The sequence below is a fragment of the Aestuariivivens marinum genome (assembly GCF_022662175.1).
In the GTDB taxonomy this organism is placed as follows: Bacteria; Bacteroidota; Bacteroidia; order Flavobacteriales; family Flavobacteriaceae; genus Aestuariivivens; species Aestuariivivens marinum.
Window position 1 is genome coordinate 73291 of sequence record NZ_JAKMCR010000003.1, and the last position, 24860, is coordinate 98150.

Annotated in this window: 12 protein-coding genes; 2 read left to right on the top strand and 10 right to left on the bottom strand. The window is 33.5% G+C overall.

Annotation, left to right across the window (positions count from 1 at the left end; translation table 11 throughout):
* Positions 1-55: 55 nt before the first annotated feature.
* Positions 56-5206, bottom strand: coding sequence for a T9SS type B sorting domain-containing protein (locus tag MR053_RS09630; RefSeq protein WP_242132232.1), 5151 nt, complete (start codon positions 5204-5206; stop codon positions 56-58).
* A gap of 181 nt (positions 5207-5387) precedes the next feature.
* The gene (locus MR053_RS09635) at positions 5388-10253 is read right to left on the bottom strand and encodes a T9SS type B sorting domain-containing protein (protein ID WP_242132233.1); all 4866 of its coding nucleotides are present in this window, start codon (positions 10251-10253) and stop codon (positions 5388-5390) included.
* Between the two features lie 248 nt (positions 10254-10501).
* Here MR053_RS09635 and MR053_RS09640 point away from each other — a divergent pair, with 248 nt between their 5' ends.
* A complete protein-coding gene (locus MR053_RS09640) occupies positions 10502-11929 on the top strand; it encodes a serine hydrolase domain-containing protein (RefSeq protein ID WP_242132234.1) in 1428 nt (475 codons plus the stop codon).
* 2 nt (positions 11930-11931) lie between these two features.
* Here MR053_RS09640 and MR053_RS09645 read toward each other — a convergent pair whose 3' ends face one another.
* Genes MR053_RS09645 through MR053_RS09660 form a run of 4 tightly spaced genes read right to left on the bottom strand, consistent with a single transcriptional unit; the run spans position 11932 to position 19790 of the window.
* Positions 11932-14625, bottom strand: a complete 2694-nt coding sequence (locus MR053_RS09645; protein WP_242132235.1) for a T9SS type B sorting domain-containing protein — start codon at positions 14623-14625, stop codon at positions 11932-11934.
* A 31-nt stretch (positions 14626-14656) separates the two neighbouring features.
* Positions 14657-18010: a T9SS type B sorting domain-containing protein gene (locus MR053_RS09650; RefSeq protein ID WP_242132236.1), complete on the bottom strand. Its 3354-nt coding sequence runs from the start codon at positions 18008-18010 to the stop codon at positions 14657-14659.
* A 27-nt stretch (positions 18011-18037) separates the two neighbouring features.
* Complete coding sequence (locus MR053_RS09655) at positions 18038-18871, bottom strand: ABC transporter permease (RefSeq protein WP_242132237.1); 834 nt, start codon at positions 18869-18871, stop codon at positions 18038-18040.
* 19 nt (positions 18872-18890) lie between these two features.
* Complete coding sequence (locus MR053_RS09660) at positions 18891-19790, bottom strand: ABC transporter ATP-binding protein (protein ID WP_242132238.1); 900 nt, start codon at positions 19788-19790, stop codon at positions 18891-18893.
* Between the two features lie 234 nt (positions 19791-20024).
* Here MR053_RS09660 and MR053_RS09665 point away from each other — a divergent pair, with 234 nt between their 5' ends.
* Positions 20025-21086 carry a hypothetical protein gene (locus MR053_RS09665; protein WP_242132239.1) on the top strand — a complete coding sequence of 354 codons (1062 nt, stop codon included), beginning with the start codon at positions 20025-20027 and terminating at the stop codon, positions 21084-21086.
* Positions 21087-21090: 4 nt separating this feature from the next.
* Here MR053_RS09665 and MR053_RS09670 read toward each other — a convergent pair whose 3' ends face one another.
* The 4 genes from MR053_RS09670 to MR053_RS09685 form a co-directional block, all read right to left on the bottom strand.
* Positions 21091-21603, bottom strand: a complete 513-nt coding sequence (locus tag MR053_RS09670) for a plasmid pRiA4b ORF-3 family protein (protein WP_223548200.1) — start codon at positions 21601-21603, stop codon at positions 21091-21093.
* A 35-nt stretch (positions 21604-21638) separates the two neighbouring features.
* Positions 21639-22655 carry a COX15/CtaA family protein gene (locus tag MR053_RS09675; RefSeq protein ID WP_242132240.1) on the bottom strand — a complete coding sequence of 339 codons (1017 nt, stop codon included), beginning with the start codon at positions 22653-22655 and terminating at the stop codon, positions 21639-21641.
* Positions 22656-22804: 149 nt separating this feature from the next.
* Positions 22805-24223, bottom strand: coding sequence for a CCA tRNA nucleotidyltransferase (locus MR053_RS09680; RefSeq protein ID WP_242132241.1), 1419 nt, complete (start codon positions 24221-24223; stop codon positions 22805-22807).
* Between the two features lie 71 nt (positions 24224-24294).
* The gene (locus tag MR053_RS09685) at positions 24295-24855 is read right to left on the bottom strand and encodes an L-threonylcarbamoyladenylate synthase (RefSeq protein WP_242132242.1); all 561 of its coding nucleotides are present in this window, start codon (positions 24853-24855) and stop codon (positions 24295-24297) included.
* Between the last annotated feature and the right edge of the window lie 5 nt (positions 24856-24860).

Here is a 24860-nt window from a genome sequence, read left to right on the forward strand (position 1 = left end):
TATACATGAATCAAAAGTAGTAATTTATACATGAATCAAATACATTATTATTAACTTATCTTTTCAAAGCAAAATGTCCCATAAATGATCTGCCATCGACCAGTTTTATCCTAAACCAATAGTCATCCGAAGGCATCATTACCCCTTTATGAGTGCCATCCCAACCATCGGACAGTGGATCCAATTGTTTAATTAACTTTCCATAGCGGTCAAATATTAATATTGTACTACCAGCCTGTAAAGGACTAAGGCCAAGTATTTGCCAATAATCATTTCTACCGTCACCATTAGGCGTGAAGAACTTTTTATGGCCAACTACATAAATTTCCAACTCAGCAATGCCACAAATATCATCTTTTACATATAGCGTATAAGTACCAGCTCTTACATTGTCGAATACAGGACTATCTTGATAAGGGAAAAAGATTTCACCATCATTAGATTCCAATGAGAACTGATAGGTTCCAGCACCTAAACTATTGGGATTGTTTATGGTAACGTTGTTATGTTCAGAAATATCTATAATAGTAATATCATTTTGGGTAATAGTGGCCATTTCAGATGCTTTTACCGAGATGGTTTTGCTTCGAGAACAAAATGTTGTTTTATTACTAATGGTGATCGTATAATTTCCTGGTAAAGAGACATCTAAAGCCTTTGTGTTGGAAAGTATCGTACCGTCTTCAAATCTCCATTCATAATCAAAATCCAAGGGATTGGCTATAATAGGATCTAAGTTTACGGTAAAGGTTGGGTCCGAGGTACAAACAATTTCTTCTTCAACAATTAAAAAATCTGGTAATGCATTGACCTTAAGTTCTATGTTCGTAGCTGCTATACAGTTTGGGTTATTTGGATTTATGGCTCTTACTGTTATGGTTTGGTTTCCTGAAATTAATGGATTGGGTAATGTAGGGCTATTCGAAACAGGTATTCCATTTTCATCAATATAGTCATAATAAATATCCATACCCGTTTGTGTACCCCTTAAAATGCTCTCAAAGGTTGAGGTGTCGAACTCAAAAATACCATCATTATCTATATCGTCAGCACTACCATCACATACTATTTGTGGTGTGATGTCATTAATTATTGGCTGCTCATCAATAGTGAGTATTAATATGGTTTCATCATAGCATGGACCATCGGGATCGTAGGAGACATTATACGTTACCCTAATTGTAATGGTCTGGGGTACCATGAGTAGTGAGTTAGACAAGGGACTTACCACATTGTTGCCGTTGGCATCCTTAAGAGGATTACCATTGGTGTCCCAATAGCTAAGGCTAACGATTGTGGGATCTTGACTTCCTAAAACAGTACTCTCTACCGTTGAAGTGTCAAAATAGTAAAGACCATCGTTAATACCACTGCCATCTGTACCGTCATCACATTGCCTGTCGATGGTTACCGGGTTGGCCGTGGGAAGTGGTTCAACCACCAAAAGGTCGGGAAATTCATGTAATCCAAGGCAGTCGTTGCCTAATTCACTCTTGATACGCACCCAAATACTTTGTGAGTTTGGTGAATTAATATTTTGATGGTTTGAAACATCCAATATTTCGTTTAATTCCGTTTCTGCATCAATCTGGTTTTCAAAAAAATGTACACTAACATTAATGGTAGAAAAGATAGTATTGGAGATATGATCCTTAATTGCAGTCATGTTGAATGTGGAGATACCGTCCCTATGGTCATTACCATCATCACATTGAAAAATAGGACTTGGTAAGTATGAATCTAATGCACCAATGTAAGGATTGACCACAAGGGTAAGAGGTACAATCTTAAAACAACCGTTAGGATCTTCAACACGTATCCATACAGTCTCTGGTGAAAAGCCAGGGGCATCTTGGTAGCTAGTAGGATCCGGTATTGGGTTGGAGGCACTGTCGGCTTCTATTTGGTCCTTGTAATAGGTAAATACAAGTCCTTCAGAAGCATGGTTTGAATTTACTTCTTCCTTTATCCAGTCGAGGGTGAGGTTAAAGTAGGCCTGACCATCGTTAGTTTCGTCGTCACATTGGGCGTAGGTACTAGGGGTATTGGTGAAGGGTAATGGATTGACTGTTAAAACAACTTCTTCTGTATATATGCCACAGGAGTTACCAGCTCTGTCCAGTTTAGCCCTGTATTTATAGTTATTAAGACTTAATGGAGTATTTGTAATATATAAATCACTAGTTTGACAACCATTATAGTTAATATTGTCCGTTAATGTACTCCAATTGATTCCATCCGTACTTACTTCCCATTGGTATAATTCTGCCTCTGAAGAAACTACAAATACCGTTGTCGACGATGTTTCACAAACCATTGTATTTAATGGCTGTGTGTTAATTGTGATTGGGGCTATCAATAAATAATCTGGGTTTGGTAATGTATAGCCATCATTGGCATTATTTACTAATCCGTTTTTGTTGGTTGTAACAGTATTGTCTCCAAGCAAGCTATCATTATTACCATCAGAAAAACCAGCTTCAATTACATCGCTACAGCCATCGCCATCACTGTCTAGGTCAATATAATTAAAAATACTATCTCCATCTGTATCTGCTAAATTGTAACCTATTTCACCACTATCAGGTAAGCTTTCTGCTGTATCGGCCAGGCCATTAGTTCCAATTAAAGCATTAACATTATCTATTATGCCATCAAAATTTACATCTAACAAAGTGCTACCAGATTCCTCTAGGTCAAAAATACCATCATTATCGCTATCCAAATCATATACGTTGTAAGTTCCATCATTATCATTATCACCAATTAGATCATAATCAGGATAAATATAAAAAGGATCCATAATGTATTTACGCGGGAATCCAAGCGGTGTAACACCAACGGGATTTATAGGCGAAATATAATTCCCAAACATTTCAATATTATCAGGAATGCCATCGTTATCACTATCCAAATCTAATTCATCCTTAATACCATCATTGTCATTGTCATTTTTAAAACAGGTCAATGATACATTTCCATTAAATGTTACATTATTAACGGTATTTGTGAGCTTATGAATAAATGAAAATCCGTCTACTTGATTAGCGTAAAATGTATAATTTTCGAAATAGCCAGTAGGATTTGGGTTTATCTTAAAATGAATTTCAGATCCAGAGATTTGGGTAATACCAGTTTCAAAAATCCCATCAAAATTAGAGTCTACAAGTAATTTGTTATCTGGGTCAACCAAAGTGATATTTTTATCAACAGGAAAAACCCTAACAATAAAGTATTCACCATCAAAAATATTATGTTCTGTAGATGAATCACCTTCAAATTTAATATTTACTGGCTCTGTAAACGAAATATTGTAGTTATTTTCCTCGTTAGTACCAGCTACTATATTACTTGTAAAATCTCCTAAATTGTTTGTTGTAAATATATTGTTTGTATTTGATGTAACATAACTTGTAGTTATGATTGAGTTATCTATAGTACCGTCTTTAAAAACAAGCTGTGGATTATTTATATTTTGAATATCTAAAATAACATCTCCCTTAGACTCAGTACAGTTTAAAATGCCATCGTTATCGTTATCTACATCCAAATTATCAATAATACCATCATTGTCAATATCATCTGGGCAAATACTTACAGGAACCTCAGTAGATTCCAATTGTTCACCTGTACAGGTTATTTGACCTATAAGTTTATATTTTCCAGGAAGAGAAGGTGTAATGGAATGTACATTAGAACTCACTATTTGAAACCCAGAGCCATCATCAAACCACCATTCATAGTTGTCAAAATTTTCAGTATTTGCTGCTTCAAGTGTAATGTTAGGAATACAATTACCTAAGGTTGTAAATTGTACATCAAAATTAATTTCTGGCGCTGAAGGAAACCCTGAATAATAACTCCCCGAAGTAGCCACACCATTATAATTAAAATATGCACAGTACAATTCATCCGTACTTTGAACTGAGATATTACCAAAAAGTCCAGTGACTTTATAGGTTACATAATCTGGATTACCATCAACATTGCTGGGTCCTATAGCGCTATAGTTATTTAGTGGCATGTTATTAATAGTAACATTAGCACCTGCTTTTGTAACTATTGATACACCTCCAGTATAGGTTGTAAAACCGATACGTTCTATAGAAGCAATATTGTCTAAATTACCTCTAGCTTCACAACTTAAGGGAGGTACAAAAAACATACCTTGGTTGGCCTCGCTATTTGTGGCTCCAATACCCTGGTATGCAAAAACATCATTTGAAGTTTCAACATACATATTGCCATTACTGTTATACTGATTGCCTTCTATTAAATAATATTCTCCTCCATTTATTGTTGCTACTGGTCCAGCTCCATTAATACTAATCGAAGTATTACTTGTATGACCTACAATTAAGATATTTTCCCAGCCATTTTGACCATCACCTTTGACAAAAACATATTCTCTACCTACTTTATCTAACCCAACAATTTGATCAATTCCATAATCCCTACTGTTTCCGTTATGAAAGCTTCCGTTAGTAGAACCACAATTCACTACAATAGGTCGATCTGAATTTATCAGACAACCAATTAGGCCATCTCTATTAACTATACTATATGAACTATTTGCAGCTATAGTATAACTTTCTCCTTTGTTTAATTTCACAGAGATAGGAGTAGGGCCTATATAGTTTTCAATAATCAATCCAGTTGGTAATTGACTAAAGTTAACCTGGGTATTGTCTTCTGAAGCCATAACAGACACAAAACTTAAATAATTATCTTGTGGATTTTCGTTTGTATATGCACCTGCTCTAAATGTTGTGCCTAATGCTGAAAGTCCTTTACTTACCAAGGCACCTGCTTGAGCACCTCCACCAGCATTCATTCTCACTGAAACATAAATGGAGCCTTCAGCTTCAATAATATAGCCTTTATTACTAACAATTGTACTAGTTTGATTTGAAGATATAAATAACTGTCCATTACCGTTACCTATAAAAATTTCTTGTGGATTAGTGTTTGATACATTTCCATAAATGTAATTTGATGCAGGCTGTCCCACAGGTTTTATAGTAAAAGCAAGATCAGTTGTATTGGGTGTAGATATATAAATATATTGATCTTCTGGGTTGGCATTTCCAAAAGGGGAGCTAGTTAATGGAGGAATATAGTGGGTTTTGCTTAATTGGGCAAAACCTAAAAAACAAAAACATAAAAGTATTATGAAAAGATATTTAGTATGTTTTTTATAGGTCATAGGTGAATGAAACCATTAAGTTTCAAAAGTTTAATAATTTTACCAACAGCTAAAGTTATTACATAAATATATATTTAGACTTAAAGAATAATAAAAGGTTTATTATTTTAGATAAAAAGAAAAAAAAGAAGATTTATCTGTAACTTGATAAGCTTTTTAATATGATTTCAAAACCAATAACTTATCTTTTCAAAGCAAAATGTCCTTTAATGTTAAAAGATTCTCCATTGTGGATAATGTCTGCCGAAAACCAATAATCATCTGCTGGCATAGGATTTCCATTAAAGGATCCGTCCCATCCTATAGAGGTGTGTGGCAGCATTTTTAATAGTTTACCGTGTCTACTGTAAATGTATACCACAGTTCCCGGTAATCTATCAATACCCACTATATGCCAAGTATCAAAATGACTGTCATTATTAGGCGTCACAAATTTTGGAATATCTATAACGAATACATCGGTTTCAACGGGCATACAGCCGTTTAAATCTATAATGGTTACGATATGGGGGCCGAGGCTTACATTATTGAAAATATTTGATTCTTGTGGTTCCCCATCATCTAAAACAAATTGGTAATCACCTATACCGCTTACGGTTACGGTTATGGTATTGGGATCTGTAAAATCTGCAGTTGCTGTGGCTTCAATTGTGGCTTCTTCAGATTCAATAAGCGTGAAATTTTTCGTAAAATCACAATTTTGACTAGTAGTAACGGTAACCCAACGCTCACCTAAATCAGACAGGTCAACTGATATTTCAGAAGTCGTTTCACCATTCCACCATAAATAGGTGTCTGTTGGGTTTCCAGTTTCGGCACTTATGGTTGCGGGTTGGTTGTTGCGACATAAAGTAATGGTGTCTTCTAAAGTAATTACTGCTAGTGGATTTATTATGATTTGAAATTGTGTAATATCATAGCATCCAGTAGTATTATTTTCTACCCTTGCATATATAGTTTCCCCATTTGTTGCATAATACATGTTTTTTAAGCGATTGGTATCATTTTCTGCGTTGGCAATATCATTGTTATAATAGTATACGGAATAGTCAATAGAACTTTGAGCACCCAAAATATTATTATTGTTTTGGGACAAATCTAACTCTAGCATTGCATCAAAATCATCGTCGCAATCAATCAAGTTTGGAGGTATGTTTGCAATAGGGTTTGAGCTAATTTGCAACATAAAGGAAGTAAAAGTGAGACAACCAGTATCATTGTCTTGAATTCTAACATAAATAGGGTAGTTGCCCGGTGTAGCGTAATTAAATATTTTGTTATTATATATGCCAATGTTGTTATTGGCATTAGATAGCGTATCGTGATAGCTTATTGTAACAGCATTTAAAAAAGAACTATGGACAACAAATGTATCTACTTGGCTTAAATCGTAAGTATTACTAGAGTTATCACATTCCTGTATACTGTTTAGGGGAAGCAACGTTGGAGGCAGGTTGACAAACAGATCCAACGGTATTGAATTTGAGCATCCTGTTGAGGTTTCAGCCTTTACATATATGGTTTTGGTATTGGTAATTGGGTAGTTATTTATTTGAGCACTCGATATTTGTAAACTTAATGCAGAATCTTCATAATAGGTTAAGGTTATATCCCCGAATCGAACATTTTCTATTTGAAATACAGCAGTAGATAAATCTATAGTTGTAATTCCGTCATAGTCTGTATCACAAACAGGGGGAATGGTTGCAGAGGTAATAAGAGGTGTTGGGAAGGTAATAAACCTAACTTCTTCAATAGCATAACATGAATTGCCCGTGTTTTCAATTCTGGCATAAAACTGACTTTGTAAAGCCTGTGAAGTGTATAGGTCTGGTAAAAAGCTACTAGCATTAGTCTCAGCTTCGTTAAATGTTAAATAAAACTGAATATCTAAAACGTCTGTACTACCAGAAGCAATTTCTTGGCGCTTAGCTTCTAAATCAAAAGTATGTGTTCCCTCTGTTGTTTGGCAAACTGGTGCAAAATCGGTGAAATTGGTATTGTAATTAGGATTAGTTCCAATTTCTAATATAAATGATGATGTTGCGTAACAGTCTGGATGTGAAATATTTTGAACACGAACATAAATTGTTTCTGCACCATTGCTATTATATGCATTTGTTTTGTTTAAGGGAACAGAATATCCAGCATCTTGAAAATAAAAGACTTCCTTTCCCAATTGTCCATTTAATATTTCGGCGTCTTTGTCCTGTAAATAAAAATTGGCATTGGTTGTACCTTCATCTACACATATTTGATATGGTGTAATAGAAGCAATTACTGGAAGCGTATTAATAATAATATTAAAATCAACTATTGAAAAGCACCCTGTGCTTATATCCTCAACCCTAACGTAGATGCTTTTAGAATTGGTGTTGAAAGCATTCGAAGTCGCAATAGGGTTTGTATTGCTATTAGCATCATTGTTATTTTCATAAAAAGTAATGTCTAAGCCAGATGTATTACTAACTATTTCAGGTATTTTGCTGTCTAGATTAACTATTGAAAGGCCATCTTGGTCATTGTCACAAATTAAAATATCTATAGGATCGTTAACTGTTGGTGCTGGTATTATATTTATATCAAATGGATTAACGGTATAGCAGCCAGTAGAATTGTTTTCTATTCTTGCATAAAAGGTGTTCGATCCTGTATCATAAAACTGAGGTAATTGGTCTATACCAGTATCGGCGTTATTAGAATTAGTAAAATAACGAACGTTAAAAGCGGTGTTTCCCCCTGTAAGGGTAGTATCAAAAGTTTCAAAATCTACCGTCGTAATCCCATCATCATCAGTGTCACAATAAGGTATTGGATCTACTGCATTAAAAGTAACAACCGGATTTACACGTAATATTATATCTGAAACTTCAGAACAAGATCCATCTTCAATAGTGATATATAATGTTGTGGGAGTTATTTCTGTAATGGTTATAGGGTTTAAGGAAGATTTATCTATGGGTGACACACCATTATCTCTGTCGGTTTGGGTCTGATAAAATGTTACGGTTATGTTGGGTAATCCATTTGCAATAACATTTTCTAAGGAGTTAAGATAAACGTCATACATACCATCATCGTCTTCATCACAAAAAGCAAATCCGTTTACAGGTAGTAGTGTAGCAGTAAGTAATAGATTAGTATGGATTTCTATGGGGATAATTGCATAGCAACCAGTACTACTATCTTCTAGTCTTAAGTAAATAGTTTCCTCATTTGGAGTACTATTAGAGTAGTTTTGTGGATTTGAAATGGGATTGCTACCTGATTCAGCATCATTATAGCTAGTATGGTAGGTAGGAGGCAAGAAGCCTGTTGCTCCATTTAAAATATCATTTAATACTTGTGTTAAATCAAAAATGGCAGAGCCGTCATAATCTGTATCACAAGCATCAATATATTGAGTGTTTCTATTAATCTGGGTATTTCCATTAGTAATATTAACTGTTAACGTTATATTGGATGAATTTGAGCAACCCGTAAGCGAATTTACAACCCGTACATACAAGGTTTCTGAAGGATTTGTGTTTGTATAGGGCAATGTAATTGGATTTGCTCCAGTATTAGCCTCTAATTGGGTAAAATGATAGGTAACAAACGAATTTGGGTCGCTACCTGTTATTTCACTGTCTTTTTGACTCAAGTCAATCTGCGTGATATTGTCCGGTATATAATCATTGTCACAAACATCTAAACTTGATGGTTGTGCTGCTGCTGGTAATGGATTTACAACCAATTCAAAATTTCCATAAATAACACAACCGTTAACGGTATCTTCAACCCGGACATAAATTGTCCTTGAGATTGAACTTATTGGTGAGATAATATTATTGGATGGGTTATTTCTAGCATCACTATCTGTTAAGTAATAAGATATAGTATAGCTTTGTGGCAAAACTTGAATAGCATTTTCAACATCAGTATCTTTAGTGGATAAATCGAAAGATTCTTGACCATCACCGTTCATATCACATAGCTCATAAGACACGATAGGATTAGCAGTTAGTTCAGTATCTATATTAACATTGACTTCGTCTTGAATGACACACGAATTTATACTCACTTCCACACGATAAAGACCGCTTATTGGAGTTGTTAATGTAGGATTAGTTTCTCCAGAAATTACACCATTATCTCGATACCAGGCATAGGTTGCCAATGGATTTTGAATTTCACCATTCAGGGTAACATTGCTGGAACAGGTGCTAATATCTTCCCCTAGATCAAGTTCGGCGAAAGCACTAGCTTCAATAAAAACAGCGGTGTCATAACTTGGATCAATACCATTTATACTTTGATCAGATATTATTAATTTAACATGATATTGTACATTTGGTAATACAGTAGTTCCTGCTGTCAATATAGTTGTTCTGCCATTGTAATTGGTGTCTCCAAAAGCATAGCCGTCAAAATATTGGTCATTTGAAGCCAGACACCCTTGGCTATTAGCTATTATTTCGTCATGAATATTATTTACTGTTACTGGATCTCCCGAACCTGGCACTAAAGCAATATTTTGATAAGGCCCTGTACTCGAAGCTTCTTTTATTAAAAAAACAAACCCATCAGAAGAATTACAAGGAAAAAATGCAAAATATTCTTCCGAAGCCAGAATATAGTTGAATTGAACCATATTTGATAAGGCCACGAAATCGAATTCAATAGATGTGGCATTTACGGTATTACCAACGCCCAAGAACGTTTCAATATCAGGGTCTGTTCCCCAATTAACCGTACCTTCACTTAAATCACTGTTATTAACAGTATTTCCACTAGAAGCGACGTCTCCTGAAGACAATACAATTCCACTTTCCAATGGAAAATTTGAATTTCCACGTTGAAAAGCACCGTAGCTAGTTAATCCATCTATACTTCCATTGACAGATGAACTCACATTTGAAATTTCCACACAGCTATTAGCTAAATTGTTTTCAATAAGTTGTTGTAAGGGAATAGTGTTGTCAATATTAACTTGTTGAGCAAGAAAAGGTTTAATGCTAAAAACCATTAACACAAAAACAAAATAGGGCTGTAGGTTCTTTTTCACTTTGTTTTATTTGGGCAAAACAATTAAATGATTTGGTTTTACGGTGTGAAAAATAGCTTTTTTACAGATAAAATGCAAAAAATACAAGGTATAATGCAATTAATTGATGTTCTTTACTTTAAGAAAACTTTTTTATTCTAAACTTCTTTAAAAAAATCTAAACAAATTATTTGTTTTTAAATTACAACAAAATTTAAGTTGGTTTATATCTTGCTAAAAATTGCTAACTTTATAAAAAAGAATTGTTTATGCTATTTAACAATACAGAGGAGCTCAAATTTAAATTGCTAAATGGTTTAATAAAATGGGTTTCATTTTTAGCATTTTTATTATTGTTTGGCTGTAATAGAAATATTGAGTTCGAAGAATCATTTAATTTTACTATAGAATTAATTTCTGGAGATGATCAAATTGGATTACAGAATACAACTTTGTTAGAAGATATTATTGTAAGAGTAGTAAATGATACTGGAGAAGCTATTTCAGGAGTTACTCTTAATGTTAATATTATTTCAGGTGGAGGAAAAGTTAATAAAGCATCAATTATCACTACTGATGAAGGCTTTGCTAAAATTTCTTGGGAATTGGGGTCAGATTATAACAATTCAATAGAGATTTATACAAGTTCTGATAAGTCATCTTCAGTAGTTGTCAATGCTATCGCAAAGTATAAGTATGTAGCCCCTGTATATGATGATGATGGGTGGGAGATTACAAATGCAGGTGACCTATTGTTGAATGAAAAAAAAGTATACGATGCTATTGATGAAATTAGAAAGGGAACCTACCGTAAAATTCATTCTATTCTTTTGTCTGTTAACGGTAAATTGATTTTAGAGGAATATTTTTCTGGCACCAATTCTTTTGGGGATTTTATAGACTATGATAGGGACACACCACATGAATTACAGTCGGTCAATAAATCATTTAGGGGCGCTATGATAGGAATAGCAATTGATAAAGGCTTTATTCAAGATGAAAAAGTTCCTATAAGTGGGTTTTTTCCAGAATTAGATTATTTAACAAAGGATGGTAAAGAAGCTATTTTATTAAATCATTTTTTAAATATGTCATCTGGATTACAATGGGATGAAAGCACTGATCTTGCTGGATTCTATGAAACCCCTTTTTCTACTGCTCATACCTATGTTTTATCAAAACCCCTTGAAAATACTCCAGGCACTTTTTTTGAATATAATACGGGAACTTCCTTTGTTTTAAACAGGATAATAATGAATGCAATAGATACTGATTATGAAACTTTTGCGAGGAACCACTATTCAAATTTAGTAGAAAGTAGTGCATTACCTGGAACTGGTGAGCCTTTGGATTTTAGAAATACACCTAGGGATATGCTAAAACTGGGCCAGGTATATTTAAATGAAGGAAAGTGGAAAGACACTCAGGTTATTTCAAAGCAGTGGGTAAATGAATCTACTAAAGTCCATTTTACTGTTTCACCTAATAGTTCTTATGGGTACCAATGGTGGATTAGAAACTTTAACACTAGTACACAAGCTTATAATTGTTTTTATGCTGCTGGTTTTGGTGGACAGTTTATCTTTGTTATAAAAGAATTAGGTTTAGTAGCTGTTTTTACTGGGGGTAATTTTAATTCAAATATGTCTATTCCCTATGAAATTATGGAAAATTACATTTTGGAAGCATTTGAATAAAATTAGCGTTTTAGAGTAAAGTGACTTTTAAAAACACGCCCATCTTGAAGTGTTACAACAAACCAATAATCATCAGTTGGTAGTTCTTTGCCATTTAAAGTGCCGTCCCAACCTTCGTCTAATGGATTAAGTTGCTTAATTAATTTTCCAAAACGGTTAAAAATTATAATTTTGGAGTTGGGTTGAAACATGTTTGATATTCCATAAACTCTCCATGTATCATTATTACCATCATTGTTTGGGGTAAAAAACCTAGGAAAACCAACAACCGAAACGAAATTGTTAATAGTTCCACAGTCATTTTTTGTGTCTTTTACATGAAGGGAATATATTCCCGGGCCAACATTTTCAAAACTATTACTGGTTTGAAAATTTCTATATATGAATTCACTGTTATCATCATATAATGCATATTCATAAGTGCCTTCTCCAGTTACATTTGCTGTAATGACATTATTTTGGGACATATCGGTTATCTCTATAGCGGTGATGGTGGCTACATTTGAAGCTGTAATAACAAAATTTTGACCTCTAGAACACACAAGTCCATTTGATTCCGAATAAACAGTTAAAGAGTAGTTCCCTGTTTTAAATATGCTAACTACACTATTTGTTTCAATAATGCTGTCATTTTCGATCATTTTCCATTCATAGTAATCATAATTTGAACCTGCGTCAATAATAGTTGGAATATCGGGTTTATTTAGACATACATAATAGTTATCATTAATCGATGGCTTGGGAACTTGATTAACAATCAAGTTTAAAGGTTCAATCCCGATACATTCTTGATTTTCAGATTCTGCTCTAACCCATATTCTTTTAGATGTTGAGAGGTATTCAATAGTCTCAATCCCATTGATTTCAAATTCTGCATCACCTTCATTAAGAAAATAATTTATGGAAATAGATGGATCTAGGTTAAAGAGAGATTTTATAAAGTTTTCTTCATCTTCTAAATTAAATAAACCTATATTGTTATCAATATTTTCATCATTGTCATCACATACAACAAAATCTGGAATGGTGCCAAGAGTTGCATTTATAGCTCTTATATAAAAATTAGTAATTTCTTCACAGCCAACTTCATTTATAACTTTCAGCCATAACTCCTGGGGATTGGAATTAGAATTTTGGAAAGGAACTGAAGTATCTATTTCTATGTCATTATTTAGGTCGGATATATCTCTATAAAATTTAAAACTGTAAAACTCAATATCATCATCAGTAATCAGGGGTATAGCTTCATTAAGGTTAAAGTTGGCTATACCATCATTATCATTGTCACATTGTTCTAAGACCTGATCTGGAATTAAATCAGGAACTTCAAATATTTGTATTCTTCTACTAATGGTCTTTGATTCACCATTTTGTAATTGCATGGTTGCCGAAACATCATAAAACCCCGAATTAGGATATTTATGTGTAGGATTAATTTCTGTTGAAGTTAAACCATCCCCAAAATCCCAAAAAACAGTATAGTTTTCTTCAATGGTATTAATGGAGAATTCTGCTGTTTGATTTTCGCATGGTTTTTTAACATTAATGGTAAAGAAGAATAGGGATTGAATAAATGGAGGTAGCCCTTGAGTAGAATAATTTAACCTAAAACTTGGACTCAAGTCTATAGCATTGTGTTGGTAATTACATAAATCCCCATCTAACTCTGGATTGTTTATTACTCCAAGATATCTAGATCCAACATCATATTCGCTTGATAGTGCTCTGTATATCTTACCATTTAATGCTAATTGTAATGCGCCTCTGTAAGTGTCCTCATTTTTAGAAATTAATTTTCGCGAATTATTAACATTTCCAGAGTTTATATCAAATTGATAAAGAAACCTAGTATATTTAAAAACATCGGGGATGTTTGTTGATTGTTGTAAAAAGGTGTCAACATAAAGTTTATTGTTTTCGGCCGAGAACTCAACGCCATAGGCTTCTTCTTGTTCATTTTCAAATTCAAATTGAATTCCAGGAAAAACTTTACCATTAGCAGCAAAAAATGATAATAGATAAGATTTATTGGCATGATTGGCCATGGCTAAATATTCACCGTTGGGAGAGGCCTTTAAATAACCTCTTGGATCTAAAATAAGTTCTCCCAAACGAGATTTAACAGATGTTCTATTTATACCTTGCGAACTTACTTTGAATGAATGGAAGGTCACACCATCAAAGGAAATCACCCATATTGAAGTACCATCAGAATGCTTTACAGCAGTTATTTTTTCTGAGGAAGAACTAAGTAGGTTGATGTTTTTCTCATTTACTAAAATATCTCCGTTTCCATTATCTAATCTTATATCTACAGTGGAATATCTTAATCCAGGTTTTTCAAAACCAACGGTAAAAATATAATATATATTTTCGTCCTCTGGTTTAGGAACGATAATGGCTGATTGAGAACTGGAAGGGTCTCCTAGTAGTCTAACTCCATTAGGCATAATTTGATGTTGTTTGTTATATACAGTTATTCCATCCGTATAGAACAACAAATTTCCATTTTTGTCAGATATTGTAGCACAGCCTTCATATGTGTATAATCTACTGTCAGTTAATACAGTAGGCGGTTCAGTATTGAAATTTAAACCAGCTCCTTGTCCAAAATACCAATTAATAGCTTGCTTTTGGGAGTATAAGTTCCCAAAAAAAAATATTACAATTATAGATATTAAGTGATTTTTTTTCATTTACTAATATTACATAGCACAATTGAGAGAACTATCTTTTAAGTGTAAAATGATTTTTAAAAATTCTACCATCTTGTAGGGTCACAGCAAACCAATAATCGTCAGTAGGCATAATTTTTCCGTTGAAAGTACCATCCCAGCCATTGCCTAATGGATCCAGTTCCTTTATTAGTTTCCCAAATCGGTCAAAAATTAAAATTTTGGAATTGGGCTGAAACATACCTGATAAGCCAAATACTTGCCATGTATCGTGAAACCCATCATTGTTAGGGGTGAAGAACTTTGGAAAACCAACAACTGAAACCTGCTGAGTTATTGTTCCGCAATCGTTCTTTATATCTAAAATATTTACAGTGTAGATACCCGGAAACACGTTTTCAAAAAGATTACTCTCTTGAAAGTCCCGATAAATTGTCTGGTTGTTCTCATCATAAAGGGCATAGAGGTAGGTTCCTTCACCAGAGGCAAAAACGGTAATGGTGTTATTGGTTGATACATCTTTGACCTCAAAGGGAGTCATGTCGAAACTAGCTATGTTCGATGGCTCGACTTTAATTGTTCTGTCCTTTGAACATCCAGTAGTAATATTTGTAACTGTAACTGTATAAGTCCCTGTTTGGTTGATTTGAATACTATAAGTATCATCACCTGTAGACCATGTATAGGCATAATTGCTTGGTGTATCCATTAGTACAGCAGCATTAAGCTCTATAGACTGTGGAGAAGTATTAAGGCAATAGTAAGTAAGAGTCTCGGTTTCTATATTAGGGAGCCTGTTAACCGTTAATAGGACTTCGCTAATACCATAGCAGGCATTATCGTTTTCAGCTCTGGCATATATGGTTTGTAAATAAGGAGTGGTGTTGGTGTAAGGTGAGTTTAATACATTTTGTTCAAGAAGAGCATCTGTGTAAGTTTCATAATAAGTAATAGGAAATGTAAACCCATTAATGGTTTGCATGTCAATAGTAATATCATTTAAATTAAAGTTATTTATTCCATCTTCTGATCCTAATTCATCACAAACAGGAGGTGATATATAATTATCCATTTGTGTACTGGACACTTCAAGCGTAAGTTCAGCAATATTATAACAACTAGTGGTATTATTAATAACCTGTACATAAATTAATTGAGGGTTGGTAGTATTGGAATAACTATTTGGTGTTTGAATTTCGTTTGTACTATTTTGGGCATCTATTAAACTTGTATAAAATTTAACGGATCTATCGGGAATACCATTGGTTAACCCATCCTTTGCTTGGTATAAATTAAAAAGGGTTTTATGGTCCACAATACCATCTTCATCACATTGAACTAATGAAGTATTACTATTTGTTGGCAGCGGATTGACAATTAAGTGAATAGCATCAGAAACCGAATAACAATACGGATACAAATTGTTCTCTATTCGAGCATAAATAATTTCATCGAAGGCTGCTTGATTGGTGTAATTATAATTGAGTGCACCAACATTGTTCTCAGCATCTCCAGTAGTATGGTGATAGGTAATGGTATAGTCTGAATTACTCTGACTTCCTAAAATATCATTATCCAATAAGTGAAGATCTATGTCGGTTAAACCATTCGAAGGATCTGGATCTGTTGGGGTTACATTATCACAGAAAATTAAATCTTTTATATTACTTATTTTTGGAGTATTATATACTTGAACCTTAAAAGACACAGAAGTGTCAAAACAAGTCTTGTTTTCATAAAGCCCAACTCTTGTATAGATGGTTTGAGGTGATTGAGTGGCAGTAAACAATTCTCTAATTTCATTAATATTTAAATCGGCATCACTTTTCGTACTAAAATATTTAACCTCATATACTTTAGGATCTTGCTTCCCTAATATTTCATTATTGATGGTGGTTAAATCAAAATTATATCGATTATCGTTATTATCATCACAAAGAAAAACATTATTTGGTTGGTTGGCTACAGGGGGATCAAAATAACTTACCAATGCTTCGCCTTCCAGTACGTTACAATCATTATTTATAGTTTCAACAATAAGTTTATATTCTCCTGCTTGGGAAACCTCAAGATCAAAATCATTTTCTGGTAATATAATTCCATCTTTTGTCCATTCATAAGTAGCTCCATGGATATCCTCTGCGACTAAGGTATATGTTTCCCCATGGCACAAGGGCAGATAGGTTATATTTATTGTTTTACGGGTTATATTTATTTTTTCAGCAAAAAAAGAAGCAATAAATGGTGGTAAACCCTGTCTGGAGCTTCTGTTAAGTGAAACAGCATTATGCCTATAGTCACAAGCTGTTCCTCTTTCGTTAGGATTGTTTATCACAGAAAGAAAAGGAGATCCAATAGGGTAGGTAATGCTCATGGCACGGTATATCTTGCCATTTGGTCCAAGTTGCAATGCACCCCTATACATTTGTCTATGGTCTATAACAACTTTGCTTCCACTTATATCTGGTTCCAAAAGGTCGAATTGTAACAATGCACCATATTGACTTTGAGGATTATTGAACTCGTCTCTTGGTGTTTCATAATACGTAGTTACATAAAGTAGTTCATTGTTTTGAGAAAACTCCAAACCATAAGGTACCTGTGGTTTATTATTTGGACTAAAGCCAATATTTATGGGTGTTGAATTACTAACCTTTCCTGTGTTGGCATCAAAATCAAAAAGATATAATCCTGATCCAATATTGGCACATGCCAGTTTTGTACCATCAGGAGACAATTTAAGATAGCCCCTGGCATCACTAATAAAAGTATTAACAAAAGATTTAACTGGGGTAGTATTTACTCCTGTATTTGAAACTTCATAAGCATAAAACGTGTCATAAATGGGATTGTCTTCAGCTTTTCCGCTTGAAGAAGCCAATGTGATGACCCAAATGGATTTAGAAACACAATCTTTTAATACTGCACTAATTTTTTCTGAACTGTCTTCGAGCAATTCAACATTTTTTGAAACTACATCACCTAAACCATTATTTAAGGTTAAATCTACAGTAGAGAAATTAAATCCTCTGTCTGGATCACCGCCAATAGAAGTATCAACGGTAAAAATATAAAAGATATTTGCATCATTAGGTTTAGGAACAATAATGCCAGATTGCGAACTAGATGGATCTCCATAAAGACCGTTACCATTTGGCATGGGTTGATGTAATTTATTCCATACCGTAATACCATCAGTATAGAATAATAAATTACCATCACTATCTGAAATGGAAGCACAACCCTCATCGGTATTTAACATTCCATTAGTCAGGTTTGTTATTGATCCATCAGGATTAAAGTGTATGCCAGCATTTGCTCCAAAATACCAATTGGAAGCCTCATCTTGTGAAAAAGCACCAAGGGTAGTTAGAAAACAGAATAATATAAAAGCGGTTTTTTTCATCTTTCACAGCAAAGGCTACCAAAGATATTATAAATCCCGCTTTTTTAATAATCTATACGATAAAAAGACAAATAGTGCTGTCCAGCCCAATACAATAACAATTTCATACCAGTGCACGGCGTAGTCGTAGGATAGGTCTTCTCCAACTTGGGCAGCTACTTCTTTTACAGCTGATAGTCTAGACCCTGGTTCATCTATTAAGTTCCACATGGATTTAAAGGGCAAAAATTGATAAATAGTGTCTGCTAGATCAGTTCCCTTATTATATCCAGACACAACCAAATAGCTAATGAATTCAACTGAAAATAAAACAATCATAGTTGCTACAGCAAAAGCAGAACGCTTAATTAGCATGCCGAGAAATAACCCAAAAGAGAAAAACCCAAGAAGCTTCACGAAAAAAGCAACAAGATATTCTAAATCTAAAAAAATAATCGATAATTCATTATAACTCGAATATATTAACCCAAGAATAAGGGACACCACAAAAACAAAAAGTGTAGATATTAGCGATAGTGCAATGACGGCATAAAATTTTGAAAGTATAAATTCTTTCTTACTTAGGCCGTCAATTAAATTTTGCTTGATGGTTTTATTGCTATACTCATTGGCTACCATAGATACTATAACCAACAAAAGAAAGAATTTTAATTGAGCAGCTACAAAAGTATTAAAGTGCCAGATATATGGAAAATTGAATATGCCTAGTTCAGCCAAATGGAATTTTATTGGGCCAATATTAAACTTAATGGTTGCAAACAACGAAATTAAGCTTAATAATATAAAGTAGATAAGCACTAAAACCCTACTTGCTTTATTATGGATTAGTTTATAATATTCTATATCTAAAAGACGTAACATAATAATAATCTTTTGCGAGCTATTTGTTATGGTCAGTTAATTGTAAAAATTGTTCTTCTAAGCTTTCTTTACGCTGTACCAAATGAGTTAGGATAATCCCTTTATCAAACAATAGTTTATTAAAATCTTCAGATGATAAAGGTTCGTTTAAAAAAGCAGTAATTAAGTCACCTTTGGTTTTAATGTTACCAAAAGAAGTATTGTTCTTTAAAAACGAAATTAATTCTTCATGCTTTTTACACTTTAGCTCAAAGAAACCATGACTGGAAATCATTTCATCCACTCTACCAGAATATAGCTTAACACCTTTACGAAGAACAACAACATGTGTACACACCTTTTCAACTTCATCTAATAAGTGTGATGCTAAAAGGATAGTTGTCCCTTTAGCGGCTATTTGTTTAATAATCTCCCTAATTTGATGAATACCTTGCGGATCCAAACCGTTAGTTGGCTCGTCTAGGATTAAAATTTCAGGATCGTTCAATAGGGCAGAAGCTATTGCTAAGCGTTGTTTCATGCCTAATGAATAGGTTTTAAACTTACTGTTTTTACGTTCCAAAAGTCCAACAACGTCTAATTTCTCATCAATTTTATTGTAATTGACGCCCTTTATTTTACAGACCAATTTTAGGTTTTGGCTTCCGGTCATATAGGGATAAAAATTAGGACGCTCAATAATAGCTCCTACTTTTTTTAAAGCATTGTGGGTGGTAATATTTCCATTGAACCAATGAAAACTTCCTGAAGTTTTATTTACTACATTTAATACAACACCAAGAGTTGTTGATTTTCCGCTGCCGTTTGGACCTAAAAGGCCATAAACATTACCTTTGTTTATGGTGAATGATAAATCTTTAACTGCGGTTAAATAACCAAATTTTTTTGTAAGGTTCTTGATGGTTAGAATGGATTCCAAGTGTATTCTATTTTTGACCGAATGAAATCCGGAAGTGATTGATTACTGAAAATATGACGATGTTCATATGTTTTTGTTACAATGGTACTTATAAAAAACTAAATTTTGAATCAATAGCTTACAAGGATTAGTTTAATTTTAGTAAACAATATACCTATTTCATTTAATTTTCATATAGATATTGTTGATTTTTAAATAAAAAAAATCATGTACTTTTGAATAAGCAATAAATTTATGGACGATTTAAAGATATCGAAAAAAAAACCTACTTATTCCATTAGCAATAAGTTGCACAATTATCTAGTTAGGTATGATCGGGATGTAAAAATACCTATATTCTATGATGATTTATTGCGTTTTCAAGGAGGTCTCGTGGTTTATGATAAAGATGGTAATGACACGCTTTGGATTAGGGTGTATTATAATGAATTTGAAAGGGAAGAGATAGATATTGCCTTAAAACGTATTTATAGTATTTTACATTCTGATGGAAGTATTAATACCATTCCTTTTTTAAATGTTGATGCCATTGATTTTTGCACTTTTGGTAATTCAAAACCCTTTAGAATTAAAGTTAGAAATATATTGAATGACAACTACACTTATTTTTATGTAAAATCTGCTGATGCTTCACGGGTTTATGGCTTAGAGTTAGAACATATGCTTTCACCATACAATCTAAACTTTTTAGTATATAAAAATACGTTAATAGAAGAACATATTGCTGGAATCCCTGGAGATGAGTTCATAAAAAATATGCTGCCTAAGTGTAATAAATCTGAAAAATCACAAATAGCCAAAGAATTTGTTAAGTTTAACGAACGTTGTATGATTAGGCTTTTGGGGGATATGCGTTCTTATAATTATGTAATAGTACCTACTCACGATTTTGACCATGTGGTTTATAAAATAAGGGCTATAGATTTTGATCAGCAGAGCTACGAAGGCAAGTTTAATATTTACCGTCCTCAGTTTTTTAAAGAAAATTCAAAAATGGTGGAATTGGTTTCTGAAACTATCCAAAAACCTTCTATAGATCAATATAAAACAGAAGAACGTTCTATATTGGTAAAGCGTTTAAAGAGTTTTCAAAATAGAATAGGTAAACTCATAGATTGTATGGAAGCCGATACAATTTCGAGCCCAGAAAATATTGATGTGCTTAAAATGAATATTTTTCAATATACCAAAGACGTGAATTTTAAGCGTTCTAAAAACATGGGGGAAATACTTAAATACGCTTTAGAATTCTTGGTTAGAAATTACGAAAATGTGAAGCTTGAGAGTTTGAAGTAAATTGTTAGTTCCAGTGCTCGTCAAAGTCAAGATTGTCATAATCATCAATATCCAAGCCTTCTTCAAATTCATCAAAATCATCATTACCTTCAGCTTCAAATGATTTTTCCGGCGCGATTTCAGGCACTTGTCCTTGAACAAACATTAAGTTAGGATAGTCAAAACCTTCTGTTTCTTCTACTATTTCAGCTAGCTCAACAAAAAAGGTCCACATGCTTAAAAAATCGTAAACATAAATAAGTTTAGGAGATATTTCATGTGCTACATCATTTATCCTGGTTTCATTCATTAAACGGGCAGAAGCATCTTCACTTAAATCGAAAAGAGATATTTCCTCACCTTGGTTCCATTGATCGTCACTAATATAAAATGAAGCCATTTCAGAACCATCAAATCCAAAGGACTGTGTGATAATGTTATGTAAATCTTCCAAGGTGTCATCTTCACGAATTTCCAAATCACGAAAAATATCCTCTTCAGTATCATTATCCAATATTACCCTAAATCTATAAATCATTTTTAAACGTATTTTGCAAATGTAAGTTTTTTATACTATTTACTAAAGCGGTGTAAAGTAAATATCATGGCACTTAATAAGAAAAAAGCACCTACTTGATGGGCAACTCCCAACCAAATAGGAACTTGTAATAAAATGGTATAAACACCCAATAAAAACTGTAAACCTACTAAAATTAAGAGCACATTTATGGCTTTTTTTTGTAAACTATTTAACTGCATTTTTTTTGATTTATACCAAACTAATAAAATAATGAACAGTACAATAAAGGCTAAAATTCTATGTACAAACTGTACCCCACTTTTGCCTTCAGTGAAGTTCTTGTATAATGGATTTTGCTCTATGTATACGGTTTCATGTATGAATCTACCTTCACTCATCATAGGCCAATGGTTATGGATGAAACCAGCATCTAATCCTGCTACAAAAGCACCATATATAATTTGAAGTAGTAATATAGCCAATCCAAATCTAACTAAGTTCCTAAAGCCTTTGTGAATAGTCTGTTTTGTAGGGTAAATTAAGTCCAATCCCACCCAAAGTGTATAAGCAAATGTAACAAAGGCAGTAGTTAGATGTGCTGCTAAGCGATAATGACTAACATCTGGTCGGTCCACCAATCCACTTTTAACCATATACCAGCCTAAAAACCCTTGAAAGGCTCCCAAGCCTAATAATATTATGGCTTTTTTTATGGTAGATTTGGTAAGTCGTTTTTTAATTAAGAAATACAAAAACGGTATAAAAAACACCAATCCCATAAGCCTGCCTATTACACGGTGCAACCATTCCCAAAAATAGATATCCTTAAAATCCTGAAGCGAAAAATGGGTATTCAACTTTTGGTATTCCGGATATTGTTTATAAAGATCGAAAGCAATTTGCCATTCGGTTTCGTTCATTGGGGGTATGGTACCCGAAATAAGTTTGTAATTTGAAATGGAGAGACCAGAATGGGTTAGTCTTGTAATGCCACCTATTATAACCATTATAAAGATTAGGAAGCAACCTGTAAATAACCAATATATAACTGTTTTATTATCTTTTTTCATGTGTTGATATTTATTATTTTTTTGGAAATACTATTTTAAACCTTATGTAAGACCAAAACTTGAAATGATTTTGTAATTATTCTTTTTATAAAACGAAATTGCTACAACTTGTGATGAGTATGAAGCATCCATTCTTAAAATCTGAATCATTAACGAACATTTTTCAATCCTAAGCGTTCTCCTTCCTTGAGCATCAATTGATAAGCAGCATCATATTCATTTGGAATGGTACCCTCCAAAATGGCTTCTTTAATTGTTTCCTTGATGACACCTATTTCCCTTGAAGGTTTTAAGCCAAAGGTTTCCATGATTTTTTCACCAGTAATTGGAGGTTGAAAATTACGAACATGATCACGTTCTTCAACCTCTATAATTTTTTCACGTACTATCTTAAAATTATTATGATATTTTTTGAATTTCTTAGGGTTTTTTGTTGTAATATCTGCTTCACAGAGTGTCATGAGGTCATCTACATAGTCTCCAGCGTCAAAAATTAGGCGACGTACCGCAGAATCGGTTACAATATCCTCGGATAAAACTATAGGTCTGGAACTCATGAAGACCATTTTTTGAACAAATTTCATTTTATCATTCAAAGGCATTTTTAACCGCTTAAAAAGGCGATAAACCATTTTCGAACCTTCGAACTCATGTCCATGGAACGTCCAGCCTACTTTTTTGTTGAACTTTTTGGTAGGCGCCTTTCCTATATCATGTAATAACGCAGCCCATCGTAACCATAGGTTATCGGTATGTTTTGAAATGTTGTCGACCACCTCCAGCGTATGGTAAAAATTATCTTTGTGACGCTGACCTTCAATTTCATCAATACCTTTTAAAGCTGTAAGCTCGGGTAAAATATAATTTAAGAGCTCCGTTTTTTCGAGTAATAAAAAGCCAATAGAAGGCTTATTACTCTCCAAAATTTTGTGTAACTCTGTAACAATACGCTCTTTGGTTATTATTTTAATACGATGGCTATTTTTGGTAATGGCCTCTAGTGAATTACTTTCTATTTTAAAATGTAATTGTGTAGCAAATCGTACAGCCCTTAGCATACGCAGAGGGTCATCACTATAAGTTATATCAGGGTTTAAAGGTGTTCGAATGATTTTGTTTTCTAAATCTTCAATACCTTTAAAAGGATCTAACAAATCACCATATGTAGATTTATTCAAACTTAGGGCTAGTGCATTAATGGTAAAATCACGACGGTTTTGATCGTCTTCCAATGAACCGTTTTCAATTGCAGGATTTCTACTGTCTTCAGTATACGATTCCTTACGAGCACCTACAAATTCAATTTCTATGTCATTATACCTAAGCATGGCTGTTCCATAGGTTTTAAATACCTGCACTTTAGGTTTATTGGATAAACATTTTGATACTTGTTTAGCCAATTGAATGCCGTCACCAATAGCAACCACATCGATGTCTTTTGCATCACCACGATTTAAAATGAAATCGCGAACAAACCCACCAATAACATAGGACTTAACGTTTAATGTTTCAGCCGCTTCGCAAATGATTTTAAAAATGGGATGCTCTATAGCCTGCTTATAGTTCATAATAATCAAATTTCAAGCGCCAAATTCCAATTTAATTTAGGTTGGGATTAGGAATTTGAAAATTGGAGTTTTTATTTTCGTATTATTTTTACAATTCCAGTGTTGCTCAACTTAATAATAGATGAGGGTTTATCACAAATTTTTTCTCGTTGCAAATCTACAACATAGTCCACGCCTTTTAAAATGACAGGACTTATTTCTTTAAACGATTTAGGGGTAGGTTCTCCACTGATATTAGCAGAAGTTGAAACAATAGCTCCATTAAACTTTCTTGTAAGTTGATAGCAAAATTCGTCATCAGGAACCCGGATGGCAATACTGCCATCATCGGCAATAAGGTTTTCGGCTAAATGTTGTGCTTCGTCATAAATAATTGTAGTGGGCTTATCGGTAATGTGTATAATATCCAATGCCGCATTAGGAATCTGCTTGACATATTTTTGTAGCATTCGGTCATCAGCTACTAAACAGATGAGGGCTTTGCTATCCTCCCGTTTCTTTAGATTATAAATTTTTTGTATTGCTTCTGGATTGGTTGCATCACAACCTATGCCCCAAACGGTATCAGTGGGGTATAAAATGAGTCCACCTTTTTTAAGGGTATCTAAAGCCTTTTTAATTTCGTTTTGCATAATTT

Coding starts and splice junctions, on each gene's coding strand:
- MR053_RS09630 (WP_242132232.1), bottom strand. CDS start 5,206: ATGACCTATAAAAAACATACTAAATATCTTTTCATAATACTTTTATGT.
- MR053_RS09640 (WP_242132234.1), top strand. CDS start 10,502: ATGCTATTTAACAATACAGAGGAGCTCAAATTTAAATTGCTAAATGGT.
- MR053_RS09645 (WP_242132235.1), bottom strand. CDS start 14,625: ATGAAAAAAAATCACTTAATATCTATAATTGTAATATTTTTTTTTGGG.
- MR053_RS09650 (WP_242132236.1), bottom strand. CDS start 18,010: ATGAAAAAAACCGCTTTTATATTATTCTGTTTTCTAACTACCCTTGGT.
- MR053_RS09655 (WP_242132237.1), bottom strand. CDS start 18,871: ATGTTACGTCTTTTAGATATAGAATATTATAAACTAATCCATAATAAA.
- MR053_RS09665 (WP_242132239.1), top strand. CDS start 20,025: ATGGACGATTTAAAGATATCGAAAAAAAAACCTACTTATTCCATTAGC.
- MR053_RS09670 (WP_223548200.1), bottom strand. CDS start 21,603: ATGATTTATAGATTTAGGGTAATATTGGATAATGATACTGAAGAGGAT.
- MR053_RS09675 (WP_242132240.1), bottom strand. CDS start 22,655: ATGAAAAAAGATAATAAAACAGTTATATATTGGTTATTTACAGGTTGC.
- MR053_RS09680 (WP_242132241.1), bottom strand. CDS start 24,223: ATGAACTATAAGCAGGCTATAGAGCATCCCATTTTTAAAATCATTTGC.
- MR053_RS09685 (WP_242132242.1), bottom strand. CDS start 24,855: ATGCAAAACGAAATTAAAAAGGCTTTAGATACCCTTAAAAAAGGTGGA.